The organism is Pseudomonas mangiferae (genome assembly GCF_007109405.1).
Taxonomy (GTDB): Bacteria; Pseudomonadota; Gammaproteobacteria; order Pseudomonadales; family Pseudomonadaceae; genus Pseudomonas_T; species Pseudomonas_T mangiferae.
This window is the reverse complement of the sequence record NZ_VJOY01000003.1, coordinates 36420-60423: the sequence shown is the minus strand read 5'-3', so window position 1 is coordinate 60423 and position 24004 is coordinate 36420. Positions and strand designations below refer to the sequence as shown.

Here is a 24004-nt window from a genome sequence, read left to right as displayed (position 1 = left end):
CCCGGCATCCGCCGGGCTTTTTTTTGCCTCAGGATTCCGCCGAACGCCGCCGGCCCCGGGCGAGCAGGGTGCAGAACGCCTCGAACGGCAGCGGCTCGCTGTACAGGTAGCCCTGGTAGAGGTAGCAGCCCTGCTGTTCGAGGAAGTGCAGCTGATCCTCCTGCTCCACCCCCTCGGCGATCAGTTGCAGGCCCAGGCTGCGGCCCATGGCGACGATGGCGCGGACGATCTCCGCGTCGTTGGGATCGTGGGTGGCGTCGCGGACGAAGGACTGGTCGATCTTCAACGCATCCACCGGCAGCCGCTTGAGGTAAGTCAGGGAGCTGTAGCCGGTGCCGAAGTCGTCCATGGCGAAGCTCACGCCGACCCGCTTGAGGCGGCGCATCTTGGCGATGGTGTCGTCCAGGTTCTGGATGACGATGCCTTCGGTGATCTCCAGCTTGAGCATGGTCTCGGGGATGCCGGACTTGGCCAGGCTGTTTTCCACCCGCTCGACGAAATCGTTCTGGCGGAACTGCCGCGGGCTGATGTTCACGCAGAGGCTGAAGGCGTCGGTCTCCACCAGCCCGTCGGCCAGCAGCCGGCGGCAGGCCTGGCAGGCCTCGGCGATGACCCAGGCGCCCACCTCCAGGATCAGCCCGCTTTCCTCCAGCACCTGGATGAACAGGGCCGGCGATTGCAGGCCGCGGGTGGGGTGGGGCCAGCGCAGCAGCGCCTCGGCGCCGACGATGCGGTTGTCGCGGGCGTCCACCTGGGGCTGGAAGTACAGCTCGAACTCGCCGCGCACCAGGGCCAGGCGCAGGTCGTTCTCCAGCCGCAGGCGCTCGCTGGCGGCTTCCTGCATGGTGCTGCGGAACAGCTGCAGGGTGTTGCGCCCGGAATCCTTGGCCCGGTACAGGGCGATGTCGGCGCGCTTGAGCAGGTCCGCGGGGTTCTCGCCGTGGTCGGGGATCAGCGCGATGCCCATGCTGGGGGTCACCTGCAGGCGATGGCCGTCCAGCAGCATCGGCTCGGCGATGATCCGGCGCAGCTTGTCGGCGATCTGCCGCACCTGGCGGGTCACCTCCGAGCGCTTGCCGGGCAGGCCCGAGAGCAGCACCACGAACTCGTCGCCACCCAGGCGCGAGACGGTGTCCTCCATGCGCACGCTGGCCTCCAGGCGCGCGGTGACCATCTTCAACACCGCGTCCCCCACCGGGTGGCCGAGGGAGTCGTTGATGTGCTTGAAGTGGTCCAGGTCTAGGAACAGCAGGGCGCCACGCATGTCGTGGCGCTTGAGCAGAGCGATCTGCTGGGTCAGGCGGTCGATCAGCAGCGCGCGGTTGGGCAGGTTGGTCAGCGGGTCGTGGTAGGCCAGGTGGCGCACCTGGGCCTGGGCGTTCTTCAGCTCGCTGACGTCCCGGGCGGTGAGCAGCCGGCAGGACACGCCGTTGAGCTCGATGGGCTCCACCGAGACCTCGACGATCCGCTCGCTGCCGTCGCGATGCAGGCCGCGCAGTTCCAGGTGGTGGATGCGCCCGTCGTGCTGCAGCCGGTGCAGCAGGTCGTCCCGCTCCAGGCCGTCGGCCCAGACGTCCAGGTCGTACACCGTGCGCCCGATCACTTCCTGGGGCCGGTAGCCGGTGAGCCGGTGGAAGCCTTCGTTCACCTCGATGTAGCGGCCGCTGTCGCGCTCGGTGATGGTGATGGCATCGGGGCTGGAGTGGAACGCCTTGGCGAACTTCTCTTCGCTGGCCTTGAGGGCCGATTCCGCGCGCTGGCGGTCGCTGATGTCGCGGAAGGTGGTGGTGATGCACAACTGCCGGTCGACCCGGATGAAGCGGCTGGAGAGCACGCAGGTCAGCTCCTGGCCGTCCTTGGTGCGGAAGCGGGCGATCTCGCCGTTGAGGCCCTGATCGTGGGTGAGCTTTTCGATCATCGCGTCCCGCTGGGACGGTTCCAGCCAGAACCCCAGGGCCGAGGTGGTCTGGCCGACGATCTCCTCGGGCCGCCAGCCGAACACCTCGGTGAAACTGGGGTTGATCTCGATGAAGGTGCCGTCCTTCACCAGGGACACGCAGATGGGTTCCGGGCTGGCCTGGAACAGGGTGACGAACTTCTCCTCGGAGGCCGCCAGGCGCTGCTCCCGCTGCACCCGCTCGCTGATGTTCATCAGGATTCCGGTCATCCGCAGCGGCTGGCCCCGCTCGTCGAAATACAACCGCGCGGTGCTTTCCAGGTAATGGGTGACGCCGTTGGCGAAGCGTGCCCGGTAGGTGATCTGGTAGTCCTGGCGACGGCCTTCCAGCAGGTCGAAATAGGCCTGGCGCATGGCGTTCTGGTCTTCCGGCGGCACGCACAGGAAGAAGTGTTTGAAGTCGCCGTGATAGGGCTCATCCGCCAGGCCGTGGAGCGACGAGGCGCGGGGCGAGCCGTACAGCCGGCCGCTGGGGATGTGCCAGTCCCAGGTGCCCAGTTCCGCGGAGTCCAGAGCCAGGGTCAGGCGTTCCTGGCTTTCCTTGAGGGCCGCTTCCTGGCGCCGCTGGCCGCTGATGTCGCGGATGGTCAGCACCAGGCAGGGCCGCCCGTTCAGCTCGATCTCGCCGCCGTTGATCAGGTAGATGCTGATGCCACCCTCGCGGTTGGCCAGCTGGGTCTCGTACTGGTTGAGCCCGCCGTCCCGCTGCAGGGTGGCGAGCATGCGCTCGCGGTCCTCGGCCCGGGGCCAGAAGCCCAGTTCCACCGAGGTGTGGCCGACGGCGTCGGCGGCGGTCCAGCCCAGCTGGCGCTCGAAGGTGGCGTTCACCTCGATCAGCTTGCCGCTGGCCTTGTCGCTGATCACCACGACGTCGCTGCTGGTCTGGAAGGCCTTGGCGAATTTCTCCTCGCTGGCCTGCAGTGCGGCCTCGGCGCGCTTGCGCTCGGTGGTGTCGAGGAAGGTGCTGAGCAGGCAGGCCTGGCCGTCCAGGACGATGTACTGGCTGGACAGCACGCCGTCCAGCACCCGGCCGTCGCGGGTGCGCCACTGCACTTCCTGCACCACCGGTTCCTCGGTCAGCGGCGCCTCGTGGCGCAGGCGCTCGCGCTGCGCCAGGTCCACCCACAGGCCGAGGCTGACGATGGGCTGGCCCATGAATTCGCTGGGCGCCCAGCCGAACAGGCTGCCGAAGTGCTGGTTGGCTTCGATGATCTGGCCGTCGTCGAAACGGATCAGCAGCACCACGTCGGGGCTCAGGTGGAACAGCGTGGAAAAGCGTCGCTCGCTGCTGACCAGTGCCTCGGCATGGTTCTGTTGTGCGGTCACGTCGCGGATCGTCCCGAGCATCACGCGCCGACCGTCGGCGTCGCGTTGCAGGCTGCCGCTGACCTCCAGCCAGCGCAGGTTGCCGTCCGGCCAGCGCACCCGGTGCAGGAAGGCGCGGGGCGAGGGCTGCCCGGCCAGTACGTCCTCGAACAGCTTGACCACGCCGGGGCGGTCCTCCGCCGGGATCATCCCCAGGTAGTCGATGCGTTCGGTGAGCGGTTGCTTCGGGTCGAAGCCGTACAGCGCCTGGGCCCGCCGCGACCAGTCGACCCGGCCGCTGTCGACGTCCCAGCGCCAGGCCCCCAGGCGCGCGGCGTTGAAGGCGGCGAGCAGCATCCGGCTGTCCTGCCAGGAGTCCTCCACCTGCGCGGGGTCAAGCGCCGGGATGAAGGGCAGCGGGGGCGTGCGGTCGGACGGATCGGACATCGTGGTTCAGGCTCGGCTGGAAGAGGGACGTACCGCCGGGCGGGGCGGGCGAGGAAGGGCCGCGAATGCGGAGGGCGCGGGCCGGGGACGACGCACACGGGGCGGGCCGGGTCGCCGGGGTGCCCTCACGTTAGCCACAGCGGGCGCCCCTAGGCAAGGTCGTCGCGCTGGGCATCCAGCAGCGCCATGAAGGCCCGGGCGGCGTTGGACAGGGTGCGCTCGGTGTGCAGGATGTAACCTAGCCGACGACTCAGCTGGATGCCCTGCAGGGGCAGGCGGGTGACCTGCTCGTCCAGCATGGTGCGTGGCAGCACGCTCCAGGCGATGCCGATGGAGACCATCATCTTGATGGTCTCCAGGTAGTTGGTGCTCATGGCCACGTTGGGCGTCAGCCGCTGCGCCTCGAACAGGCGCCGGACGATGTCGTGGGTGAAGGTGTTGTCGCCGGGGAACACCGCCGGGTGCCCGGCGATGTCCGCCAGCGTCACCTGGGCGTCCCGGGCCAGGGGATGGTCGGTGGCGGCGACGAAGTCCAGCGGGTCGTCCCAGACCGCCACCGCCTTCACCGACGTGGCGGCGTCGGGCGCCAGGGTGATCACCGCCAGTTCCGCGCGGCCGTGGAGGATTTCCTCGTAGGCCTTTTCGGAATCCAGGAAGCGGATATCCAGCGCAACCTTCGGGTAGGCGCGGGTGAAGGCGCGCAGCAGCGGCGGCAGCCGGTGCAGGCCGATGTGGTGGCTGGTGGCCAGGGTCAGCCGGCCGCTGACGTCGCCGCTGAGGTTGGTCAGGGCCCGCCGGGTGTCGTCCAGTACGTTGAGGATCTGGTACGCCCGGGGCAGCAGCGCCCGCCCGGACTCGGTGAGGCCGATCTCCCGGCCGAGGCGGTCGAACAGGCGCACGTCCAGCTGCTGCTCCAGGGCGGCGATGCGCTTGCTCACCGCCGGCTGGGTCAGGTGCAGGCGCTCCGCCGCGCTGGAAAAACTGCCGGTCTCGGCGATGGCGATAAAGGCGTTGAGGTTCCCGAGGTCCATGGCGGTGGCCAGAATGAAAGGAGGCGATCACTTTAATCATTCCTCCGGGTTATTCAATGGATGAAAAATATGAATTTGAGTTATCCGAGCCATCTCCCTACCATCGACCCCACAAGCCGAGGGGCCTTTCACCGTGGAAAGGCACCGCAACGGCATAGAAAGACGCTGATGAGGACACTGCGATGGCCGGCAAAACGCTCTACGACAAGTTGTGGGAGGCCCATGAGGTCAAGCGGCGCGACGATGGGTCGTCGCTGATCTACATCGACCGCCACATCCTCCACGAGGTGACCTCGCCCCAGGCCTTCGAGGGCCTGCGCCTCGCCAGTCGCGCGCCCTGGCGCATCGACACCAACATCGCCACCCCCGACCACAACGTGCCCACCACCCCGGTGGAGCGGCGCGGCGGCCTCGACGCCATCGCCGACGAGGTCTCGCGCATCCAGGTGAAGACCCTGGACGAGAACTGTGACGCCTTCGGCATCCTGGAATTCAAGATGAACGACGTGCGCCAGGGCATCGTCCACGTCATCGGCCCGGAGCAGGGCGCGACCCTGCCCGGCATGACGGTGGTCTGCGGCGACTCCCACACGTCCACCCACGGCGCCTTCGGTGCCCTGGCCCACGGCATCGGCACCTCCGAGGTGGAGCACGTGCTGGCCACCCAGTGCCTGGTGGCGAAGAAGATGAAGAATATGCAGGTGCGGGTCGACGGCAGCTTGCCGTTCGGCGTCACTGCCAAGGACATCGTGCTGGCAGTGATCGGCCGGATCGGCACCGCCGGCGGTAACGGCCATGCGCTGGAGTTCGCCGGCAGCGCCATCCGCGACCTGTCCATGGAAGGCCGCATGACCCTCTGCAACATGGCCATCGAGGCCGGCGCCCGGGTGGGCATGGTGGCGGTGGACGAGAAGACCATCGCCTATGTCGAAGGGCGGCCGTTCGCGCCCCACGGGGACGATTGGCCGAAGGCCGTGGCCGCCTGGCGCGACCTGGTGTCCGACCCCGACGCGGTGTTCGACACCGTGGTGGAGCTGCGCGCCGAGGACATCAAGCCCCAGGTCAGCTGGGGCACCTCGCCCGAGATGGTGCTGGCGGTGGACCAGAACGTGCCGGACCCGGCGGTGGAGGCCGACCCGGTGAAACGCGATTCCATCGCCCGGGCCCTCAAGTACATGGGCCTGGCGCCCAACCAGCCGATCACCGATATCCGCCTCGACCGGGTGTTCATCGGCTCCTGCACCAACTCGCGAATCGAGGACCTGCGGGCCGCCGCCGAAGTGGCCAAGGGCCGCAAGGTGGCCGCCAGCGTCAAGCAGGCCCTGGTGGTACCGGGCTCGGGTCTGGTCAAGGAGCAGGCGGAGCGGGAAGGGCTGGACCGCATCTTCATCGAGGCCGGGTTCGAATGGCGCGAGCCGGGTTGCTCCATGTGCCTGGCGATGAACCCGGACAAGCTGGGCAGCGGCGAACATTGCGCCTCCACCTCCAACCGTAACTTCGAAGGGCGCCAGGGCGCCGGTGGCCGCACTCACCTGGTGAGCCCGGCGATGGCCGCCGCGGCGGCCGTGACCGGTCGCTTCATCGACGTCCGTGAATTGCTCCAGGCCTGAGGAGACCGCCATGAAAGCCTTTACCCAGCACACCGGGTTGGTCTGCCCCCTCGACCGCGCCAACGTCGACACTGACCAGATCATCCCCAAGCAGTTTCTCAAGTCCATCAAGCGCACCGGCTTCGGCCCGAACCTGTTCGACGAGTGGCGCTACCTGGACGTGGGCCAGCCCAACCAGGACAACAGCCGCCGCCCGATCAACCCGGAGTTCGTGCTGAACTTCCCACGCTACCAGGGCGCCAGCGTGCTGCTGGCCCGCGAGAACTTCGGCTGCGGCTCGTCCCGCGAGCACGCCCCCTGGGCGCTGGACGAATACGGGTTCCGCGCGGTGATCGCGCCCAGCTTCGCCGACATCTTCTTCAACAACAGCTTCAAGAACGGCCTGTTGCCGATCGTGCTGGCCGAGGCAGAGGTGGACGAGCTGTTCCGCCAGGTGGAGGCTCGGGAAGGCTACCAGCTGACCGTCGACCTGGCCGGGCAGACCGTCAACCTGCCGGACGGCACCCGCTACGGCTTCGAGATCGACGCCTTCCGCAAGCATTGCCTGCTCAACGGGCTCGACGACATCGGCCTGACCCTGCAGGATGCCGAGGCGATCAAGGGTTTCGAAGCCGGCCACCGGCAGCGCCAACCCTGGTTGTTCCGCGACGCCTGAACCGTCCCCGCGGGGCGCGGCGGCGTCGCGCCCCCGAACGACGGAAAGAGGAACCTTTATGCGGTTGTCAGCGGCGCTTTTCGCGGGCTGTGCCCTGGTGTGCCTGTCGGCCTCGGCCGACACCCTGGATCGGGTCCGCCCGGGCCAGTGGGACGTCACCCTGAAGATGAACATCGACGGCATGCCCCAGCTCACGCCGGAACAGGTGGCCCAGATGAAGCAGTTCGGCCTGCAGCTGCCGGTGGGCGGGCAGACCCTCACCAGCCGCCAGTGCGTGGCCCCGGACCAGACCTCCCTGGACAAGGCGGTGAGCGCCTTCAAGGGGCAGGGTGGCTGCAGTATCCAGAACTACAAGCGGGTCGGGCGCCAGGTCACCGGGACGCTGGCCTGCGGCCCGCAGATGGGCAGCGGCCCGTTCCAGATGCAGCTGGACAGCGAGACGACCTACCACGGCCGCTACAGCCTGAAGAACGGCTCCATGAACCAGACCGGCGAACTGGCCGGGCAATGGCGCAAGGATCGCTGCGATCCGGGCGTCCCCACCTACCGCTGATCACGGCGGTCACCCGAAGGAGCAGTCATGAGCGGTCATCAGCAGGTGGTCCAGCGCCAGTTCGGCGAACAGGCCCAGGCGTACCTGAACAGCGCGGTGCATGCCCAGGGCGAGGAATTCGCTCAGCTGCAGGCCCGGGTCGCCGGGCGCACCGATGCGCGGGTGCTGGATCTGGGCTGCGGCGCCGGCCACGTCGGCTTCCACGTCGCCGCCTCGGTGGCGGAGGTAGTGGCCTACGACCTGTCTCAGCAGATGCTCGACGTAGTGGCCCGCACGGCCGCCGAGCGTGGCCTCGACAACCTGCGCACGGTGCCCGGCGCCGCGGAGCGCCTGCCGTTCGACGACGCCTCCTTCGACTTCGTCTTCAGCCGCTATTCCGCCCACCACTGGAGCGACCTCGGCCAGGCCCTGCGCGAGGTGCGCCGGGTGCTCAAGCCGGGCGGCACGGCCGCCTTCATCGACGTCAGCGCTCCCGGCGAGCCGCTGCTGGATACCTACCTGCAGACCGTGGAAGTGCTGCGCGACACCAGCCACGTGCGTGACTACAGCGTGGCTGAGTGGCTGCGCACGGTGGGCGAGGCCGGCCTGCGCTGCAGCGGCCATGGCCTGCAGCGGCTGCGCCTGGACTTCCCCACCTGGATCGCCCGGATGCGCACCCCGCCGGTGATGCGCGACGCCATCCTGGCGCTGCAGGCGGCGGTCGGCGAGGAAGTCCGCCGCTATTTCCGCATCGAGCCCGACGGCACCTTCAGCACCGATGTCGTGGTGCTCTGGGCCGAGCGCGGCGCCTGAATCCCTTTCCATCAACGGACCGGCCCGTCCACCCCGATGACGGCCGGCCCGCAGCCCCGAGGATGTTATGAGCAAGCAGATTCTGATTCTCCCCGGCGACGGCATCGGCCCGGAAATCATGGCCGAGGCGATCAAGGTGCTGAATCTGGCCAATGACCGCTACGCCCTGGATTTCGAGCTGGTGGAAGACGTCATCGGCGGCGCCGCCATCGACCACCACGGCGTGCCCCTGGCCGACGAGACCCTGGCGCGCGCCCGGGCTGCCGACGCGGTGCTGCTGGGCGCGGTGGGCGGGCCGAAGTGGGACCGCATCGAGCGGGACATCCGCCCGGAACGCGGGCTGCTGAAGATCCGCTCGCAACTGGGCCTGTTCGCCAACCTGCGCCCGGCGATCCTCTACCCGCAACTGGCGGAAGCCTCCACCCTGAAACCGGAGGTGGTGGCCGGCCTGGACATCCTCATCGTTCGCGAGCTGACCGGCGGCATCTATTTCGGCGCGCCCCGTGGCATCGAGCAAGGCAACGGCGAGCGCAGGGCTTACGACACGCTGCCCTACAGCGAGAGCGAGATCCGCCGCATCGCCCGGGTCGGCTTCGACATGGCGCGCCTGCGCGGCGGCAAGCTCTGCTCGGTGGACAAGGCCAACGTGCTCGCCTCCAGCCAGCTGTGGCGCGAGGTGGTGGAGGAGGTGGCCAAGGACTACGGCGACGTGGAACTGTCCCACATGTACGTCGACAACGCCGCCATGCAGCTGGTCCGTGCACCCAAGCAGTTCGACGTGATCGTCACCGACAACATGTTCGGCGACATCCTTTCCGACGAAGCCTCGATGCTCACCGGCTCCATCGGCATGCTGCCGTCGGCCTCCCTGGACGCCGACAACAAGGGTATGTACGAGCCGTGCCACGGCTCGGCGCCGGACATCGCCGGCCAGGGCATCGCCAACCCCCTGGCGACCATCCTCTCGGTATCGATGATGCTGCGCTACAGCTTCGCCCGCAGCGACGCCGCCGACGCCATCGAGCGGGCGGTGAGCCAGGTGCTGGACCAGGGCCTGCGCACCGGCGACATCCACTCCGCGGGCACCCGCCGGGTGGGCACCGCGGAAATGGGCGACGCGGTAGTCTCCGCCCTGGGTAATCTGTAATCTGTCGGGTCCGCCGGTCAGCCGGCGGCTCGCTTTTTCCAAGCTGGTTTCACCAGCGACGAGTGATCGCTCCGCCGGTCCGCATCGGGCCGGCGTTCCTTTTTCGGGAACGGGCGGCTCGCGCCGGCGGGACGGTCCAACGGTATGCCGGACACGCGCGAGCTGCGACGACGCAGCGCCGTTGCCGGCAATCATGAAGGTGTAGTGCGATGAAACGAGTAGGTCTGATCGGTTGGCGCGGCATGGTGGGGTCCGTGCTCATGCAGCGAATGCTGGAAGAGCGGGACTTCGATCTGATCGAGCCGGTGTTCTTCACCACCTCCAACGTCGGCGGCCAGGGCCCGGCCATCGGCAAGGACACCGCACCGCTGAAGGACGCCTACAGCATCGACGAACTCAAGGCACTGGACGTGATCGTCACCTGCCAGGGCGGCGACTACACCGGCGAGGTCTTCCCCAAGCTGCGCGAAGCCGGCTGGCAAGGCTACTGGATCGACGCCGCCTCCACCCTGCGCATGGAAGACGACGCCGTCGTGGTGCTGGACCCGGTCAACCGCAAGGTCATTGATCAGAAGCTGGACGCCGGGATCAAGAACTACATCGGCGGCAACTGCACCGTCAGCCTCATGCTGATGGGCCTGGGCGGGCTCTTCGAGGCCGGGCTCGTGGAGTGGATGAGCGTCATGACCTACCAGGCCGCCTCCGGCGCCGGCGCGCAGAACATGCGCGAGCTGATCCGCCAGATGGGCGCCATCGAGGCCGCGGTGGCGGACGACCTGGCCGACCCGGCCAGCGCGATCCTCGACATCGACCGCAAGGTCGCCCAGGCCCAGCGCGGCGAGGCGTTCCCGGCCGAGCATTTCGGCGTACCCCTGGCCGGCAGCCTGATCCCCTGGATCGACAAGGAACTGCCCAATGGCCAGAGCCGCGAGGAGTGGAAAGGCCAGGCGGAGACCAACAAGATCCTCGGTCGCTTCAAGAACCCGATCCCGGTGGACGGCATCTGCGTGCGCATCGGCGCCATGCGCTGCCACAGCCAGGCGCTAACCATCAAGCTGAACAAGGACGTGCCGCTGTCCGACATCGAAGGCATGATCAGCGGCCACAACCCCTGGGTGAAACTGGTGCCCAACCAGCGCGACGCCAGCATGCGCGAGCTGACCCCCACGGCGGTCACCGGCACCCTGAGCGTCCCGGTCGGGCGGCTGCGCAAGCTCAACATGGGGTCCCAGTACCTGGGCGCCTTCACCGTCGGCGACCAGCTGCTGTGGGGCGCTGCCGAGCCCCTGCGGCGCATGCTGCGCATCCTGCTGGAGCGCTGAGCCGACGAGGCCGCTCGCTCCCGGCGGGGTGAGCGGCCCTCGCCCTGGCCCATTTCACTGGCCAAGGCCTACCTTCCTCTATAGAGTGCCTCTCCTTTTTCCGGAGGCCTCTGGCATGCCGTCTTCTCTCGATATCGCCATCGTCGGCGCCACCGGCCTGGTGGGCGAACTGCTGGTGGAGCTGCTGGAAGAGCGGCACTTCCCCGTGGGTACGCTGCACCTGCTGGGCAGCGGCGAGGCTATCGGCCACGCGCTGCCGTTCAAGGGGCGCAACCTGCGGGTCCGCGACCTGGACGCTTTCGACTTCGCCCAGGTGCGCCTGGTGTTCCTGGCCGGCGAAGCGACCCGCGCCGCGGCCCTGGACGCGCGGCTGACAGCAGCCGGCTGCAGCGTCGTCGACCTGAGCGGCGGGCTCGATCCGGCGACCCTGACCTGGGTGGTGGCCGAGGCCAACGGCGAGCGTCTGGTCGACCTCACGCCTCCGCTGCGCATTGGCAATCCCTGTGCCCCGGCGATCCTGCTGGCGGCCGCCCTGGCGCCGCTGTGTCCGCTGCTGTCCCTGCAGCGGGTCACCGTCACCGCCTGTCTGGCCGTATCCAGTCGCGGCCAGGAAGGGGTGGGCGAGCTGGCCCGGCAGACGGCCGAGCTGCTCAACGCCCGGCCCCTGGAGCCGCGGGTGTTCGGCGGGCAGATGGCCTTCAACCTGCTGGGCATGGTGGATACTGCGGACGGGGAGGGTCACGGCTGCCTGGAGCGCCGGGTCCACGACGAACTGCGCGCGCTGCTGGGGCTGCCCGGGCTGGAGGTGGCCGTCACCTGCATCCAGGTACCGGTGTTCTTCGGCGATAGCCTCAGTGTGTCTGTGCTGACCGGGGAGGCGCCGGACCTGGCGCAGGTCCGTGCACGGCTGGCGGACGCCGAAGGCCTGGAATTGGCCGAAGGCGACGACTGCCCGAGCGTGGTCGGCGACGCCGTGGGCCAGGACGTCATCCATGTCGGCCGCCTGCGCGGCGGTTTGCACGATCCCCGCGAACTCAATTTGTGGATTGCTTCTGATAATGTGCGAAAAGGCGCGGCATTGAACGCCGTGCGGTCGGCTGAGTTGTTGATAAAACACTATCTGTAAAAGATACTTGCCCGAAATTTGAAGACTCATTCGAGCATGACGATACTGCTCAAGCTGTTTTGCTGACGGGGAGCGGCCGCAGGGTCGTAGGGCAGCAATCAATCCGGCCTCATCCGCAGGTCGAGAAAAAGATAAATCAAGGGAAACGCTATGGTTCGGGTTCGCAAACTTGTGCTGGCAATTGCGGCTGCTTCGGCGCTCACATCCGGTATGGCGCATGCGCTGGGACTGGGGGAGGTGACGCTCAAATCGGCGCTGAACCAGCCCCTGGATGCAGAAATCGAACTGCTCGAAGTGCGTGACCTCGGCTCCGCCGAGGTCATTCCGTCGCTGGCGACCCCGGAGGAATTCAACAAGGCCGGCGTCGACCGGCAGTTCTTCCTCAACGACCTGAAGTTCACCCCGGTCCTCAAGCCCAACGGCAAGAGCGTCATCCGCGTCACCTCCAGCAAGCCGGTGCGCGAGCCCTACCTGAATTTCCTCGTGCAGGTGCTCTGGCCCAACGGCCGCCTGCTGCGCGAATACACCCTGCTGCTGGACCCGCCGCTGTATTCGCCGCAGACCGCTGCCGCCGTACCGCAATTGCCGGTAGCCGCGCCGCGTGCCTCCGCCCCGGCGCCCCGTGCCCCGGCGCCGTCCACCGCGCCGCGCAGCACCGCTCCGAGCGCGCCATCCGCCGTCGGCGGCAACGAATACCGCACCACCGCCAGCGACACCCTCTGGGACATCGCCGAGCGCACCCGTGCCAGCGGCACCGTGCACCAGGCCATGCTGGCGATCCAGGACCTCAACCCGGACGCCTTCCTCGACGGCAACATCAACCGTCTGAAGAAAGGCCAGGTCCTGCGCCTGCCCACCGAGCAGCAGGTCAAGAGCCGTAGCCAGGCCGAGGCGCTGGCCCAGGTGGCTGCGCAGAACGGCGCCTGGCGCGAAGCGCGCAGCGGCGCGCCGAGCGGCACCCGCCAGGTCGACGCCACCAAGCGCAGCAGCGCCGGCGCGGCCCCGGCCACTGCCGAGAACAAGGACAACCTGCGCCTGGTGGCGCCGGACTCCGGCAAGTCCACCGCCGGCACCGACAAGGGCGGCAATGGCGACAGCAAGGCCCTCAGCAACAAGCTGGCGGTCACCCAGGAGAGCCTGGACTCCACTCGTCGCGAGAACGATGAGCTGAAGAGCCGCATGGGCGACCTGCAGAGCCAGCTGGACAAGCTGCAGAAGCTGATCCAGCTGAAGGACGACCAGTTGGCCAAGCTCCAGGCCAACCTTGCTCAGCAGGGCCAGGCCCAGCCCGGCGCCACTGCTCCGGTCACTCCGCCGGCCCCGGCGGTACCGGTGACGCCGCCGCAACCGGCGGCCCCGGCCACCCCGGCCGAGGCGGTCCCGACCCCCGCGCCGGCCCAACCGGCACCCGAGCCGCCTCCCGCGCCGGTGACTCCGGCTGCCCCGGCCACGCCTGCCGAAGGCGCTGCTCCCGACTACAACTACCAGGCCGAGCCGCCAGCCCCGGCCACGCCGCCCGCCGACGCGGCTCCGGTCCCGGCACCCGCGGAACCCGCCCCGGCGCCCGCGCCTGCGCCGGCTGACGTCGCCGCACCGCCTGCGACCCCGGCCACTCCGGCACCCACCGATACCGCTCCGGTGCCGGCCGAGGAACAGAGCTTCCTCGACGACCTGTTCGGCAACCCGCTGCTGCTGGGCCTGCTGGGGGGCGGTGCGCTGCTGCTCCTGCTGGTGGGCTTGATGGTCCTGTCCCGCCGTAACGCCATGAAGGAAGCCGAGCTGCAGACCGCCCTGGCCGAGCAGCACGACGACACCCGTCCGCTGGGCGACGACCTGCCGCTGGTGGATAGCGGGTTCGACGAGCTGAACGAGGCGCCGGCGACCGCCGCCCTGATCCAGCCCATCAGCGAGCGCGTGGTACCGCAGACCACCGACGTGCTGGGCGAGGCCGACATCTATATCGCTTACGGCCGCTTCAACCAGGCCGCCGAGCTGCTGCTGGGCGCCATCGAGGAGGAGCCTCACCGGGCCGACCTGCGCCTCAAGCTGATGGAAGTCTATGCGGAGCTAGGCGATCGCGAAGGCTTCGCCCGTCAGGAGAACGAGCTGCGCGAGATCGGCGGTTCCCAGGCGGAAATCGACCAGCTGAAGGCGCGCTACCCGGCTATGGTCTTCGTCGCAGGGGCTGCCCTGGGTACTGCTGCGGCGCAGGACGACCTGGACAGCTTCGACCTGGACGACCTGACCCTGGACGAGCCGGCCGCGCCCGCTGCCAGCCGCCCGGCCGACGATGCCTTCGACCTGAGCCTCGACGACCTGGAAGCCGACCTGGATCGCAACCACAAGCCGGCCGACCACGACTTCCTGCTGGACGAGAGCCTGGACCTGGATGCCCCGTCGGCGCGCCACGAGACCATCGGCGATGACCTGGACTTCGGTCTGGAACTGCCCGAAACCCCGGCGCCTACGCCCAGCAATCGCCAACTGGCCGACGACCTGGCCGACTTCAGCCTCGACCTGGAAAGCGACAAGCCCGCCGCGGCTCAGGACGACTTCCTGCTGGACCTGGACGAACCGGCCAAGGCCGGCAACGACTACGAGCTGCCGGCGGACTTCGACCTGTCCATGCCCGAGGACAAGCCCGAGCCGACCGCTGCCGCCGATTTCGCCAACCACCTGGACGATGCTAGCGCGAGCCTGGAACTTGCCGCCGACGACCTGCAGGCGATGCGCGACGAAGCCGCCGACCTTGAGCCGCCCGCCGCGCAACGCCATGAAGTGGAGCCGGCAGAACTGGACGGCGACGAGGACTTCGACTTCCTGTCCGGCACCGACGAGACCGCGACCAAGCTGGACCTGGCCCGCGCCTACATCGACATGGGCGATACGGAAGGCGCCCGCGACATCCTCGACGAAGTGGTTGCCGAGGGGAACGACACCCAGCGTCAGGAAGCGCGCGAGCTGATCGCCAAACTGGGTTGACGATGTCCGATGTACCCCCTGCAGCGGCAGCCGAGCAGGCTGCCGCTGGCATTTCCAGGATCGCTCTCGGCGTCGAGTACAAGGGCAGCCGCTACCGGGGCTTCCAGCGCCAGCGTGCTGGCGTGCCGTCGATCCAGGAGTCCCTGGAAAAGGCCCTCTCGAAGGTCGCCGGCGGCGAGCCGGTCACCCTCAGCTGCGCCGGCCGGACCGATGCGCTGGTGCACGCCAGCGGCCAGGTCGTGCATTTCGATACCCGAGTCGTCCGCAGCATGCATGCGTGGACCATGGGCGCCAACCTCAACCTGCCGCCGGACATCAGCGTCACCTGGGCCAAGGCCATGCCGCCCGCGTTCGACGCCCGCTTCAGTGCCATGGCGCGGCGCTACCGCTACGTGATCTACAACGATTCCATCCGCCCCGCGCACATGGCCGAGGAGGTGACGTGGAATCACCGTCCACTGGACATCGAGCGCATGCGCGACGCCGCCGAAGCGCTGGTGGGAACCCATGATTTCAGCGCTTTCCGGGCCCGCCAGTGCCAGGCCAAGTCGCCCATCAAGACGGTGCACCATCTGCGGTTGATCGAGTCCGGGCGCTTCCTGGTGCTGGATATCCGCGCCAACGCCTTCCTCCACCATATGGTGCGCAACATCGCGGGCGTGCTGATGACCATCGGGGCCGGCGAGCGACCGGTGGAGTGGGCGAGGGACGTACTGGAAAGCCGAACCCGGCGCACCGGTGGCGTGACGGCCCATCCCTATGGGCTGTACCTGATCAAGGTGGACTACCCCGAAGCGTTCGAACTGCCGCAGCGCTACCTGGGCCCGCATTTCCTCTCCGGCCTGCCGGACTGACCCCGCGGCGGCCTTGCAGCCCCCGCACGCTCTGTTACCATCCGCCCTTTACCCAGGCAGGTACCGACCGTTGAGCGCCGTTCGCTGCAAGATTTGCGGGATAACCCGGGTCGAGGATGCGCTGGCCGCCGCTGAAGCCGGCGCCGACGCCATCGGGCTGGTGTTCTATTCCCGCAGTCCGCGGGCGGTGAACATCCGGCAGGCAAGGGCGATCATCGCCGCGCTGCCGCCTTTCGTGACCACTGTCGGGCTGTTCGTTGACGCCTCCCGCTGCGAACTCAACGAAACCCTGGACGCCGTCCCCCTGGACCTCCTGCAATTCCACGGCGACGAAACGCCCGAGCACTGCGAGGGCTACCACCGTCCCTACATCAAGGCCCTGCGGGTACGGCCGGGCGAGGACATCGCCGCCACCGCCCGGTCCTATTCGGGTGCCTCCGGTATCCTGCTGGACGCGTTCGTGGCGGGCGTGCCCGGGGGGACCGGCGAGACCTTCGACTGGTCACTGATCCCCGCCGACCTGCCGAAGCCGCTGATCCTCGCGGGTGGGCTCGCCCCGGGCAACGTTGCCGAGGCCATCCGCCAGGTGCGTCCCTACGCAGTGGATGTCAGCGGCGGGGTGGAGGCGAGCAAGGGCATCAAGGATGCGGAGAAGGTTCGCGCGTTTCTCCGCGAGGTCAGGCTTGCCTGACGCGCGTCCAGCCGGCATGCCTCTGCGCCGCACGCGTTGGGCGTGGCCGGCTGGCGCCGATGTGACGGGCCGTCCATCCCCACCGTCCATAACCGAATCCCACCCTGTCGTGCGGGAACGCCGCCGGGTCGCGCCGGTCAGTTCAGCGAGGCGTGTTCCGCGACAGGTGGGTCTGGAGTTCCGAGACGAGGCCGAGGGCCTCGTCGCCCGGGTGGTCGGGCGCTTCGGTCCGGGCGCTTCGCTGCCCGCCGCGCCCGCCACGTTCGTGAATCTGCTCGAGGGTATGCGCGCGGCCGGAGCGCCGGCGTACCGAGCCTTGAAGCTGTGGAGAACGAGAGCATGAGCAACTGGCTGGTAGACAAACTGATCCCCTCCATCATGCGGTCCGAGGTGAAGAAAAGCTCGGTGCCGGAGGGGCTCTGGCACAAGTGCCCGTCCTGCGAGGCGGTGCTGTACAAGCCCGAGCTGGAAAAGAACCTGGATGTCTGCCCGAAATGCGACCACCACATGCGCATCGATGCGCGGGCCCGCCTGAACATCTTCCTCGATGCCGACGGGCGCGAGGAAATCGGCGCGGAGCTGGAGCCGGTGGACCGCCTCAAGTTCCGCGACAGCAAGAAGTACAAGGATCGCCTGACCTCGGCCCAGAAGGACACCGGCGAGAAGGATGCCCTGGTGGCGATGCTTGGCACCCTGCAGGCCATGCCGGTGGTGGCGGTGGCCTTCGAGTTCAGCTTCATGGGCGGTTCCATGGGCGCAGTGGTCGGCGAGCGCTTCGTCCGTGCCGCCAACGTCGCCCTCGAGCAGCGCTGCCCGTTCCTCTGCTTCTCTGCCTCGGGCGGCGCGCGCATGCAGGAGGCGCTGATCTCCCTGATGCAAATGGCCAAGACCTCCGCCGTCCTCGCCCGTCTGCGGGAGGAGGGGATTCCCTTCATATCGGTGCTCACCGACCCGGTCTACGGCGGCGTATCCGCCAGCCTCGCCATGCTCGGTGACGTGATCGTCGCCGAACCCAAGGCGCTGGTAGGCTTCGCCGGCCCGCGGGTGATCGAGCAGACCGTGCGGGAAAAGCTGCCCGAAGGCTTCCAGCGCAGCGAGTTCCTGCTGGAGCACGGCGCCATCGACATGATCGTGCCGCGCCAGGAACTGCGCACCCGCCTCGGTCGCCTGCTGGCGCAATTCACCCACGCGCCCACACCCGAACCCGAGGCCGTGTCGGCGATCGCATGACCCACCGCACTCTCGCCGGCTGGCTGGCCTACCTCGAACAGCTGCACCCCAACGCCATTGACATGGGCCTGGACCGTTGCCGGGAGGTCGCTGACCGGCTCGGCCTGGCGCGTCCGGCGCCCCGGGTGGTGACGGTCACCGGGACCAACGGCAAGGGTTCCACCTGTGCGTTCCTGGCCAGCCTGCTGGCGGCCCAGGGGCTGCGGGTCGGGGTTTACGCTTCGCCCCACTTGCTGGCCTACAACGAGCGCGTGCGCATCGATGGCCGCGATGCCAGCGATGCGGCCCTGTGCCAAGCGTTCGAGGCAGTGGAGCAGGCGCGCGGCGCGATCACCCTGACCTATTTTGAGATGGGGACCCTGGCGGCCTTCTGGCTGTTCCAGCGGGCGTCGCTGGATGCTGTGGTGCTGGAGGTCGGCCTGGGCGGCCGGCTGGATGCGGTGAATCTGGTGGACCCGGATCTGGCGCTGGTCACCAGCATCGGGCTCGACCATGCCGAATGGCTCGGCGATACCCGGGAGTCCGTCGCCTACGAGAAGGCTGGCATCTTCCGCGCCGGCAAACCGGCCCTGTGCGGCGACTTGGAGCCGCCGGAGCCGCTGCTGCAGCAGGCGGAGGCGCTGGGCGCACCGTTCTACCTGCGTGGTCGCGACTACGACCTGGCTATGGGCGATCAGGGCTGGCACTGGCGCGGTGTCGACCGCGACGGCCGAGGCCTCGAACTGCACGGCCTGCCGAAGCTGGACCTGCCCATGGAGAACGCCGCCCTGGCGCTGCAGGCCTACGCCCTGATGGGCCTGCCCTGGCAGCCCAAGTCCATGGCCATGGCGCTGCTCAGCACCCGCGTCGCCGGGCGGCTGGATCGCCGTCACCTGCGCTGGCGCGGCAAACCGCTCACGCTGTTGCTGGATGTTGGGCATAATCCCCACGCCGCCGAGTACCTGGCCCAGCGCCTGCGCGCTCGGCCGGCGAAGGGCATGCGTCGCGCGGTGTTCGGCCTGCTGGCCGACAAGGACCTGGCGGGTGTCGTGCGGCCGTTGCTGGAGGGCATCGCCTACTGGGCGGTGGCCCCTTTGCCGACGCCGCGGACCCGTTCCGCCGAGGCCTTGCAGGCGCACCTGCAGGCGAGCGGCGTGTCCGCCCAGGTGTACGCCGACGTGGCGGCGGCGCTGCAGGCCCAGTGCGAACAGGCTCGGGCCGGCGACGAGATTCTGGTGTTCGGGTCTTTTTATTGCGTAGCCGAGGCGCTGCAGTGGCTCGCCGGGCAGGCGGAGGAGGAAGCGGGACATGGCCATGCTGGATAAGGGGCTGAAACAACGCATCGTCGGGGCGCTGGTGTTGCTGGCGCTGGCGGTGGTCTTCCTGCCGATGCTGTTCTCCCGCGAGGACGAGCGCCGCCACGTCCGGGTCGATGTCCCGGCCATGCCGCAGTCCCCCGGCCTGCCGAAGATCGAGATGCAACCGGTGGACGTCCCTGAGCCGGTGCCGGTCCCCGAGGACCCGCTGCCGCCCACCGAGCCGATTCCCGGAACGGTCGCCGAGGCCCCGGCGGCGGACCCGGTCCCGCCCGCCGAGCCGATAGCCCCGGTGGCGCAACCGACGCCGACCCCGGTGCCGACCCCTGTCGCCAATCCGGCCAGCGTGGCGCAGACGCCGGCGCCCCCCAAGCCGACGCCCACCCCTACGCCGGCGCCGACTGCACCGAGTGCCCCCGAGCCGGCGGCCAACACCCAGGCCGACAGCCGCCTTGACGAGAACGGCCTGCCCATCAGCTGGTCGGTGCAATTGGCCAGCCTGTCCAACCGCGCCAGCGCCGAGGCGCTGCAGAAGAAGCTGCGCAGCCAGGGCTACAACGCCTACATTCGCAGCCTGGAAGGCATGAATCGGGTCTTCGTCGGGCCGGTGATCGAGCGCGCCGAGGCCAACCGCCTGCGCGACCAACTGAGCAAGCAGCAGAACCTCAATGGCTTCCTGGTGCGCTTCCAGCCGGAGCGCGGCTGACGGCGCGCCGGGCCGCGCCGCCGAACTGCGGATGACCCGGCGGCAAGGGCTCTGCTAGAATGCAGCGCCTTTCGTTTCATGGGCTGCATCGTGACTTTCACCTGGGTCGACTGGGCGATCATCGCCGTCATCGCCGTTTCCAGCCTGATCAGCCTGAAGCGCGGTTTCGTCAAAGAGGCGCTGTCGCTGCTGACCTGGATCATCGCCGGCGCGGTGGCCTGGATGTTCGGCGGCGCGTTGTCCCAGTACCTCGTGGACTATATCCAGACACCCTCGGCGCGGATCATCGCCGCCTGTGCCATCCTGTTCGTCGCCACCCTGCTGGTGGGGGCGCTGATCAATTTCCTCATCGGTGAGCTGGTGCGCGTTACCGGCCTGTCCGGGACCGACCGGTTCCTCGGCATGGTCTTCGGCGCGGCGCGCGGCGGCCTGCTGGTGGTGGTGGCGGTGGGCCTGCTGAGCCTCGCCCCCGTGCAGCAAGATCCCTGGTGGCAGCAATCGAGCCTGCTGCCCCATTTCCTGATGGTCGCCGACTGGTCGAAGAACCTGATCCTGGGTCTCACCAGCCAGTGGCTCTCCAGCGGTCCCGGCATACCCAGCTGAGGCCGTCGACCTGCAAGGCCGCCGCCACGCCCCGGTGTGTCGGCGGCCCGTATTATCCTGAACCACTACAGGGGTTGCGACACATGTGCGGCATCGTCGGTATCGTCGGTAAGTCGAACGTCAATCAGGCGCTCTATGACGCGCTCACCGTCCTCCAGCACCGCGGCCAGGACGCTGCCGGCATCGTGACCAGCCATGACGGCCGGTTGTTTCTGCGCAAGGACAACGGGCTGGTACGGGACGTCTTCCAGCAACGCCACATGCAGCGCCTGGTGGGCCACATGGGGATCGGCCACGTGCGCTATCCCACCGCCGGCAGTTCCAGCTCGGCGGAAGCCCAGCCGTTCTACGTCAACTCGCCCTACGGCATCACCCTGGCCCACAACGGCAACCTGACCAACGTCGACCAGCTGTCCCGGGAAATCTACGAGTCCGACCTGCGCCACGTGAACACCAACTCCGACTCGGAGGTGCTGCTGAACGTGTTCGCCCACGAGCTGGCGGCGCGCAGCAAGCTGCAGCCCAGCGAGGACGACATCTTCGCCGCGGTGACCGAAGTGCACGAGCGCTGCCAGGGCGGCTACGCAGTGGTGGCGATGATCCTCGGCTACGGCATCGTCGGCTTCCGCGACCCCAACGCGATCCGTCCCATCGTCTTCGGCCAGCGCCACACCGACGAAGGCGTGGAGTACATGATCGCTTCGGAGAGCGTGTCCCTGGATGTGCTGGGCTTCACCCTGATCCGCGACCTGGCCCCGGGCGAGGCGGTGTGGATCACCGAGGGCGGCAAGCTCTACACCCGCCAGTGCGCGAAGAAGCCCAACTACGCCCCGTGCATTTTCGAGCACGTCTACCTGGCGCGGCCGGACTCCATCATGGACGGCATCTCGGTCTACAAGGCGCGCCTGCGCATGGGCGAGAAGCTGGCGGAGAAGATCCTCCGGGAGCGTCCCGACCACGGCATCGACGTGATCATCCCGATCCCCGATACCAGCCGCACCGCCGCGCTGGAGCTGGCCAACCACCTGGGGGTGAAGTTCCGCGAGGGGTTCGTGAAGAACCGCTACATCGGCCGGACCTTCATCATGCCCGGGCAGGCGGCGCGGAAAAAATCCGTGCGGCAGAAGCTCAACGCCATCGAACTGGAGTTCCGCGGCAAGAACGTGATGCTGGTGGACGACTCCATCGTCCGTGGCACCACCTGCAAGCAGATCATCCAGATGGCCCGCGAGGCCGGGGCGAAGAACGTCTACTTCTGCTCCGCCGCACCGGCCGTGCGCTACCCCAACGTCTACGGCATCGACATGCCGAGCCCCCACGAGCTGATCGCCCACAACCGCAGCACCGAGGAAGTCGCCGAGCTGATCGGCGCCGACTGGCTGATCTACCAGGACCTCCAGGACCTGGAAGACGCCGTGCGCGAGGGCAATCCGGCCATCACGGCGTTCGACGACGCGGTCTTCACCGGCAGGTACATCACCGGTGACATCGACGAGGCCTACCTGAACAAGATCGAGCAGGCGCGCAACGACGCCGCCAAGGTCAAGACTCAGGCGGTCAGCGCGATCATCGACCTGTACAACAACTGAGCCCCGCGCCGCCCGGTGCCGGCGCCGGCACCGCGGCCGGCGCGCGGTAACGGGAGTCACCATGAGCAACGATTGGCAAGCGGGTAGGCTGGACAGCGACCTGCAGGGCGCCGCCTTTGATACCCTGGCGGTTCGCGCCGGCCAGCGCCGCGGGCCGGAAGGGGAGCATGGCGAAGCGCTGTTCCCCACCTCCAGCTACGTATTCCGCAGCGCGGCGGACGCCGCCGCACGCTTCGCCGGCGACGTGCCGGGCAACGTCTATTCCCGCTACACCAACCCGACGGTGCGCACCTTCGAGGAACGCATCGCGGCCCTGGAAGGCGCCGAGCAGGCGGTGGCCACCGCTTCCGGCATGTCGGCGATCCTGGCCCTGGTCATGGGCCTGTGCAGCGCCGGCGACCACGTGCTGGTATCCCGCAGCGTGTTCGGTTCCACCATCAGCCTGTTCGAGAAGTACCTCAAGCGCTTCGGCATCCAGGTGGACTATCCGCCCCTGGTGGACCTGGACGCCTGGCGCGCGGGCCTCAAGCCCAACACCCGCCTGCTGTTCGTCGAATCGCCCTCCAACCCCCTGGCCGAACTGGCCGACATCGCCGCCCTGGCCGAGTTGGCCCATGCCCACGGCGCGCTGCTGGCGGTGGACAACTGCTTCTGCACCCCGGCGCTGCAGCGCCCCCTGGCCCTGGGGGCCGACTTGGTGGTGCACTCGGCCACCAAGTACATCGACGGCCAGGGCCGCAGCATGGGCGGCGTGGTCGCCGGCCGCAGCGAGCTGACCAAGGAGGTGGTGGGTTTCCTGCGCACCGCCGGGCCGACCCTCAGCCCATTCAACGCCTGGATCTTCCTCAAGGGCCTGGAAACCCTGCGGGTGCGCATGCAGGCCCACTGCGCCAGCGCCCAGCGACTGGCCGAGTGGCTCGAAGGCCAGCCGGGCATCCGCCGGGTCTACTACGCCGGGCTGCCCAGCCATCCCCAGCACGACCTGGCGCGGCGCCAGCAGAGCGGCTTCGGCGCGGTGGTGAGCTTCGAGGTGGACGGCGACCGCGACGCCGCCTGGCGCTTCATCGATGCCACCCGGATGATTTCCATCACCACCAACCTGGGCGATACCAAGACCACCATCGCCCACCCGGCCACCACCTCCCACGGGCGGCTGTCCGCCGAGGAGCGCGCCAACGCCGGCATCGGCGACAACCTGATCCGCGTCGCCGTGGGGCTGGAGGATGTCGCCGACATCCAGGCGGACTTGGCGCTGGGGTTGGCCGCGCTGTGAGCGAGGCCAACGAGGTAGCACTGGACTGGACCCGGCGCGAGGCGGTTCCCGACAACGGCAAGGTGGCGCTGGTCACCGGCGCCGCCCGCGGCATCGGCCTGGGCATCGCCGCCTGGCTGATCGCCGAGGGCTGGAAGGTGGTGCTCGCCGACACCGACCGCACCCGCGGCGCCAAGGTGGCCCGGGCGCTAGGGGAGCGGGCCTGGTTCGTCGCCATGGACGTCAGCCAGGAAAACCAGGTGCTGCTGGGCGTCTCCGAGGTGCTCGGGCAGTTCGGCCGGCTGGACGCCCTGGTGAACAACGCCGGGCTGGCGGACCCCTACAACACCCCGCTGCAGGATCTGTCGCTGAGCGCCTGGAACCGCGTACTGGCCACCAATCTCAGTGGTCCGCTGCTCCTGGCCAAGCATTGCGCCCGCTACCTGCGCGCCCATGACGGTGCCATCGTCAACCTGAGCTCGACCCGCGCCCACCAGTCCGAACCGGACAGCGAGGCCTACGCCGCCAGCAAGGGTGGCCTGCTGGCGCTCACCCACGCCCTGGCGGTGAGCCTGGGGCCGGACATCCGGGTCAATGCGGTGAGCCCGGGCTGGATCGATGCGCGGGACCCCTCGGCGCGGCGCAGCGATCCGCTGGGGCCCGAGGATCACCAGCAGCATCCGGCCGGGCGGGTCGGGACCGTCGAGGACGTGGCTTCGCTGGTGGCCTGGCTGCTGTCGGAGGAGTCGGCGTTCGTCACCGGCCAGGAATTCGTGGTGGATGGCGGCATGACCCGCCGGATGATCTACCGCGACTGAGACGCCCCGCTTCGTCGTCCCGTGCAGACACCCGGCCTT

General features: G+C 68.6%; 19 protein-coding genes. 17 read left to right on the top strand and 2 right to left on the bottom strand.

Annotated elements, in window-relative coordinates; genetic code table 11:
- Window positions 1-28: 28 nt before the first annotated feature.
- A complete protein-coding gene (locus FM069_RS04630) occupies window positions 29-3709 on the bottom strand; it encodes a sensor domain-containing protein (protein WP_143487119.1) in 3681 nt (1226 codons plus the stop codon).
- Window positions 3710-3858: 149 nt separating this feature from the next.
- The gene (locus FM069_RS04625) at window positions 3859-4740 is read right to left on the bottom strand and encodes a LysR family transcriptional regulator (protein ID WP_143487118.1); all 882 of its coding nucleotides are present in this window, start codon (window positions 4738-4740) and stop codon (window positions 3859-3861) included.
- A gap of 182 nt (window positions 4741-4922) precedes the next feature.
- Here FM069_RS04625 and leuC point away from each other — a divergent pair, with 182 nt between their 5' ends.
- The 17 genes from leuC to FM069_RS04540 all read left to right on the top strand — a co-directional run bounded on the left by leuC (window position 4923) and on the right by FM069_RS04540 (window position 23965).
- Window positions 4923-6350 (top strand): 3-isopropylmalate dehydratase large subunit, encoded by a 1428-nt coding sequence (gene leuC / locus FM069_RS04620; RefSeq protein ID WP_143487117.1) that lies wholly within the window; start codon window positions 4923-4925, stop codon window positions 6348-6350.
- A gap of 10 nt (window positions 6351-6360) precedes the next feature.
- Complete coding sequence (leuD, locus tag FM069_RS04615) at window positions 6361-7005, top strand: 3-isopropylmalate dehydratase small subunit (protein ID WP_143487116.1); 645 nt, start codon at window positions 6361-6363, stop codon at window positions 7003-7005.
- 58 nt (window positions 7006-7063) lie between these two features.
- Complete coding sequence (locus tag FM069_RS04610; RefSeq protein WP_178106665.1) at window positions 7064-7558, top strand: DUF3617 domain-containing protein; 495 nt, start codon at window positions 7064-7066, stop codon at window positions 7556-7558.
- A gap of 27 nt (window positions 7559-7585) precedes the next feature.
- Entirely contained in the window at window positions 7586-8350 is a 765-nt protein-coding gene (locus tag FM069_RS04605; RefSeq protein ID WP_143487114.1) for a class I SAM-dependent methyltransferase, read from the top strand.
- Between the two features lie 67 nt (window positions 8351-8417).
- On the top strand, window positions 8418-9497 hold the full coding sequence (leuB, locus tag FM069_RS04600) for a 3-isopropylmalate dehydrogenase (RefSeq protein WP_143487113.1): 1080 nt from the start codon (window positions 8418-8420) through the stop codon (window positions 9495-9497).
- Window positions 9498-9706: 209 nt separating this feature from the next.
- On the top strand, window positions 9707-10819 hold the full coding sequence (gene asd, locus FM069_RS04595; RefSeq protein WP_143487112.1) for an aspartate-semialdehyde dehydrogenase: 1113 nt from the start codon (window positions 9707-9709) through the stop codon (window positions 10817-10819).
- Window positions 10820-10934: 115 nt separating this feature from the next.
- Complete coding sequence (locus FM069_RS04590) at window positions 10935-11945, top strand: aspartate-semialdehyde dehydrogenase (RefSeq protein ID WP_143487111.1); 1011 nt, start codon at window positions 10935-10937, stop codon at window positions 11943-11945.
- A 150-nt stretch (window positions 11946-12095) separates the two neighbouring features.
- A complete protein-coding gene (locus tag FM069_RS04585; RefSeq protein WP_143487110.1) occupies window positions 12096-14927 on the top strand; it encodes a FimV/HubP family polar landmark protein in 2832 nt (943 codons plus the stop codon).
- A 2-nt stretch (window positions 14928-14929) separates the two neighbouring features.
- Window positions 14930-15781, top strand: a complete 852-nt coding sequence (gene truA, locus FM069_RS04580) for a tRNA pseudouridine(38-40) synthase TruA (protein ID WP_143487109.1) — start codon at window positions 14930-14932, stop codon at window positions 15779-15781.
- A gap of 70 nt (window positions 15782-15851) precedes the next feature.
- The gene (locus tag FM069_RS04575; protein WP_143487108.1) at window positions 15852-16472 is read left to right on the top strand and encodes a phosphoribosylanthranilate isomerase; all 621 of its coding nucleotides are present in this window, start codon (window positions 15852-15854) and stop codon (window positions 16470-16472) included.
- Window positions 16473-16811: 339 nt separating this feature from the next.
- Window positions 16812-17702 (top strand): acetyl-CoA carboxylase, carboxyltransferase subunit beta, encoded by an 891-nt coding sequence (gene accD, locus FM069_RS04570; RefSeq protein WP_143487107.1) that lies wholly within the window; start codon window positions 16812-16814, stop codon window positions 17700-17702.
- A complete protein-coding gene (folC, locus tag FM069_RS04565) occupies window positions 17699-19006 on the top strand; it encodes a bifunctional tetrahydrofolate synthase/dihydrofolate synthase (RefSeq protein ID WP_143487106.1) in 1308 nt (435 codons plus the stop codon). The genes accD and folC overlap by 4 nt, the downstream gene beginning before the upstream one ends.
- The gene (locus FM069_RS04560) at window positions 18990-19703 is read left to right on the top strand and encodes an SPOR domain-containing protein (RefSeq protein WP_143487105.1); all 714 of its coding nucleotides are present in this window, start codon (window positions 18990-18992) and stop codon (window positions 19701-19703) included. Before folC ends, FM069_RS04560 begins: the two co-directional genes overlap by 17 nt.
- Window positions 19704-19793: 90 nt before the next feature.
- A complete protein-coding gene (locus FM069_RS04555) occupies window positions 19794-20306 on the top strand; it encodes a CvpA family protein (RefSeq protein WP_143487104.1) in 513 nt (170 codons plus the stop codon).
- Between the two features lie 83 nt (window positions 20307-20389).
- Window positions 20390-21895 carry an amidophosphoribosyltransferase gene (gene purF, locus FM069_RS04550; protein WP_143487103.1) on the top strand — a complete coding sequence of 502 codons (1506 nt, stop codon included), beginning with the start codon at window positions 20390-20392 and terminating at the stop codon, window positions 21893-21895.
- A gap of 61 nt (window positions 21896-21956) precedes the next feature.
- Window positions 21957-23168 carry an O-succinylhomoserine sulfhydrylase gene (locus FM069_RS04545; RefSeq protein WP_143487102.1) on the top strand — a complete coding sequence of 404 codons (1212 nt, stop codon included), beginning with the start codon at window positions 21957-21959 and terminating at the stop codon, window positions 23166-23168.
- A 20-nt stretch (window positions 23169-23188) separates the two neighbouring features.
- Complete coding sequence (locus FM069_RS04540; protein WP_143487405.1) at window positions 23189-23965, top strand: SDR family oxidoreductase; 777 nt, start codon at window positions 23189-23191, stop codon at window positions 23963-23965.
- Window positions 23966-24004 lie beyond the last annotated feature (39 nt).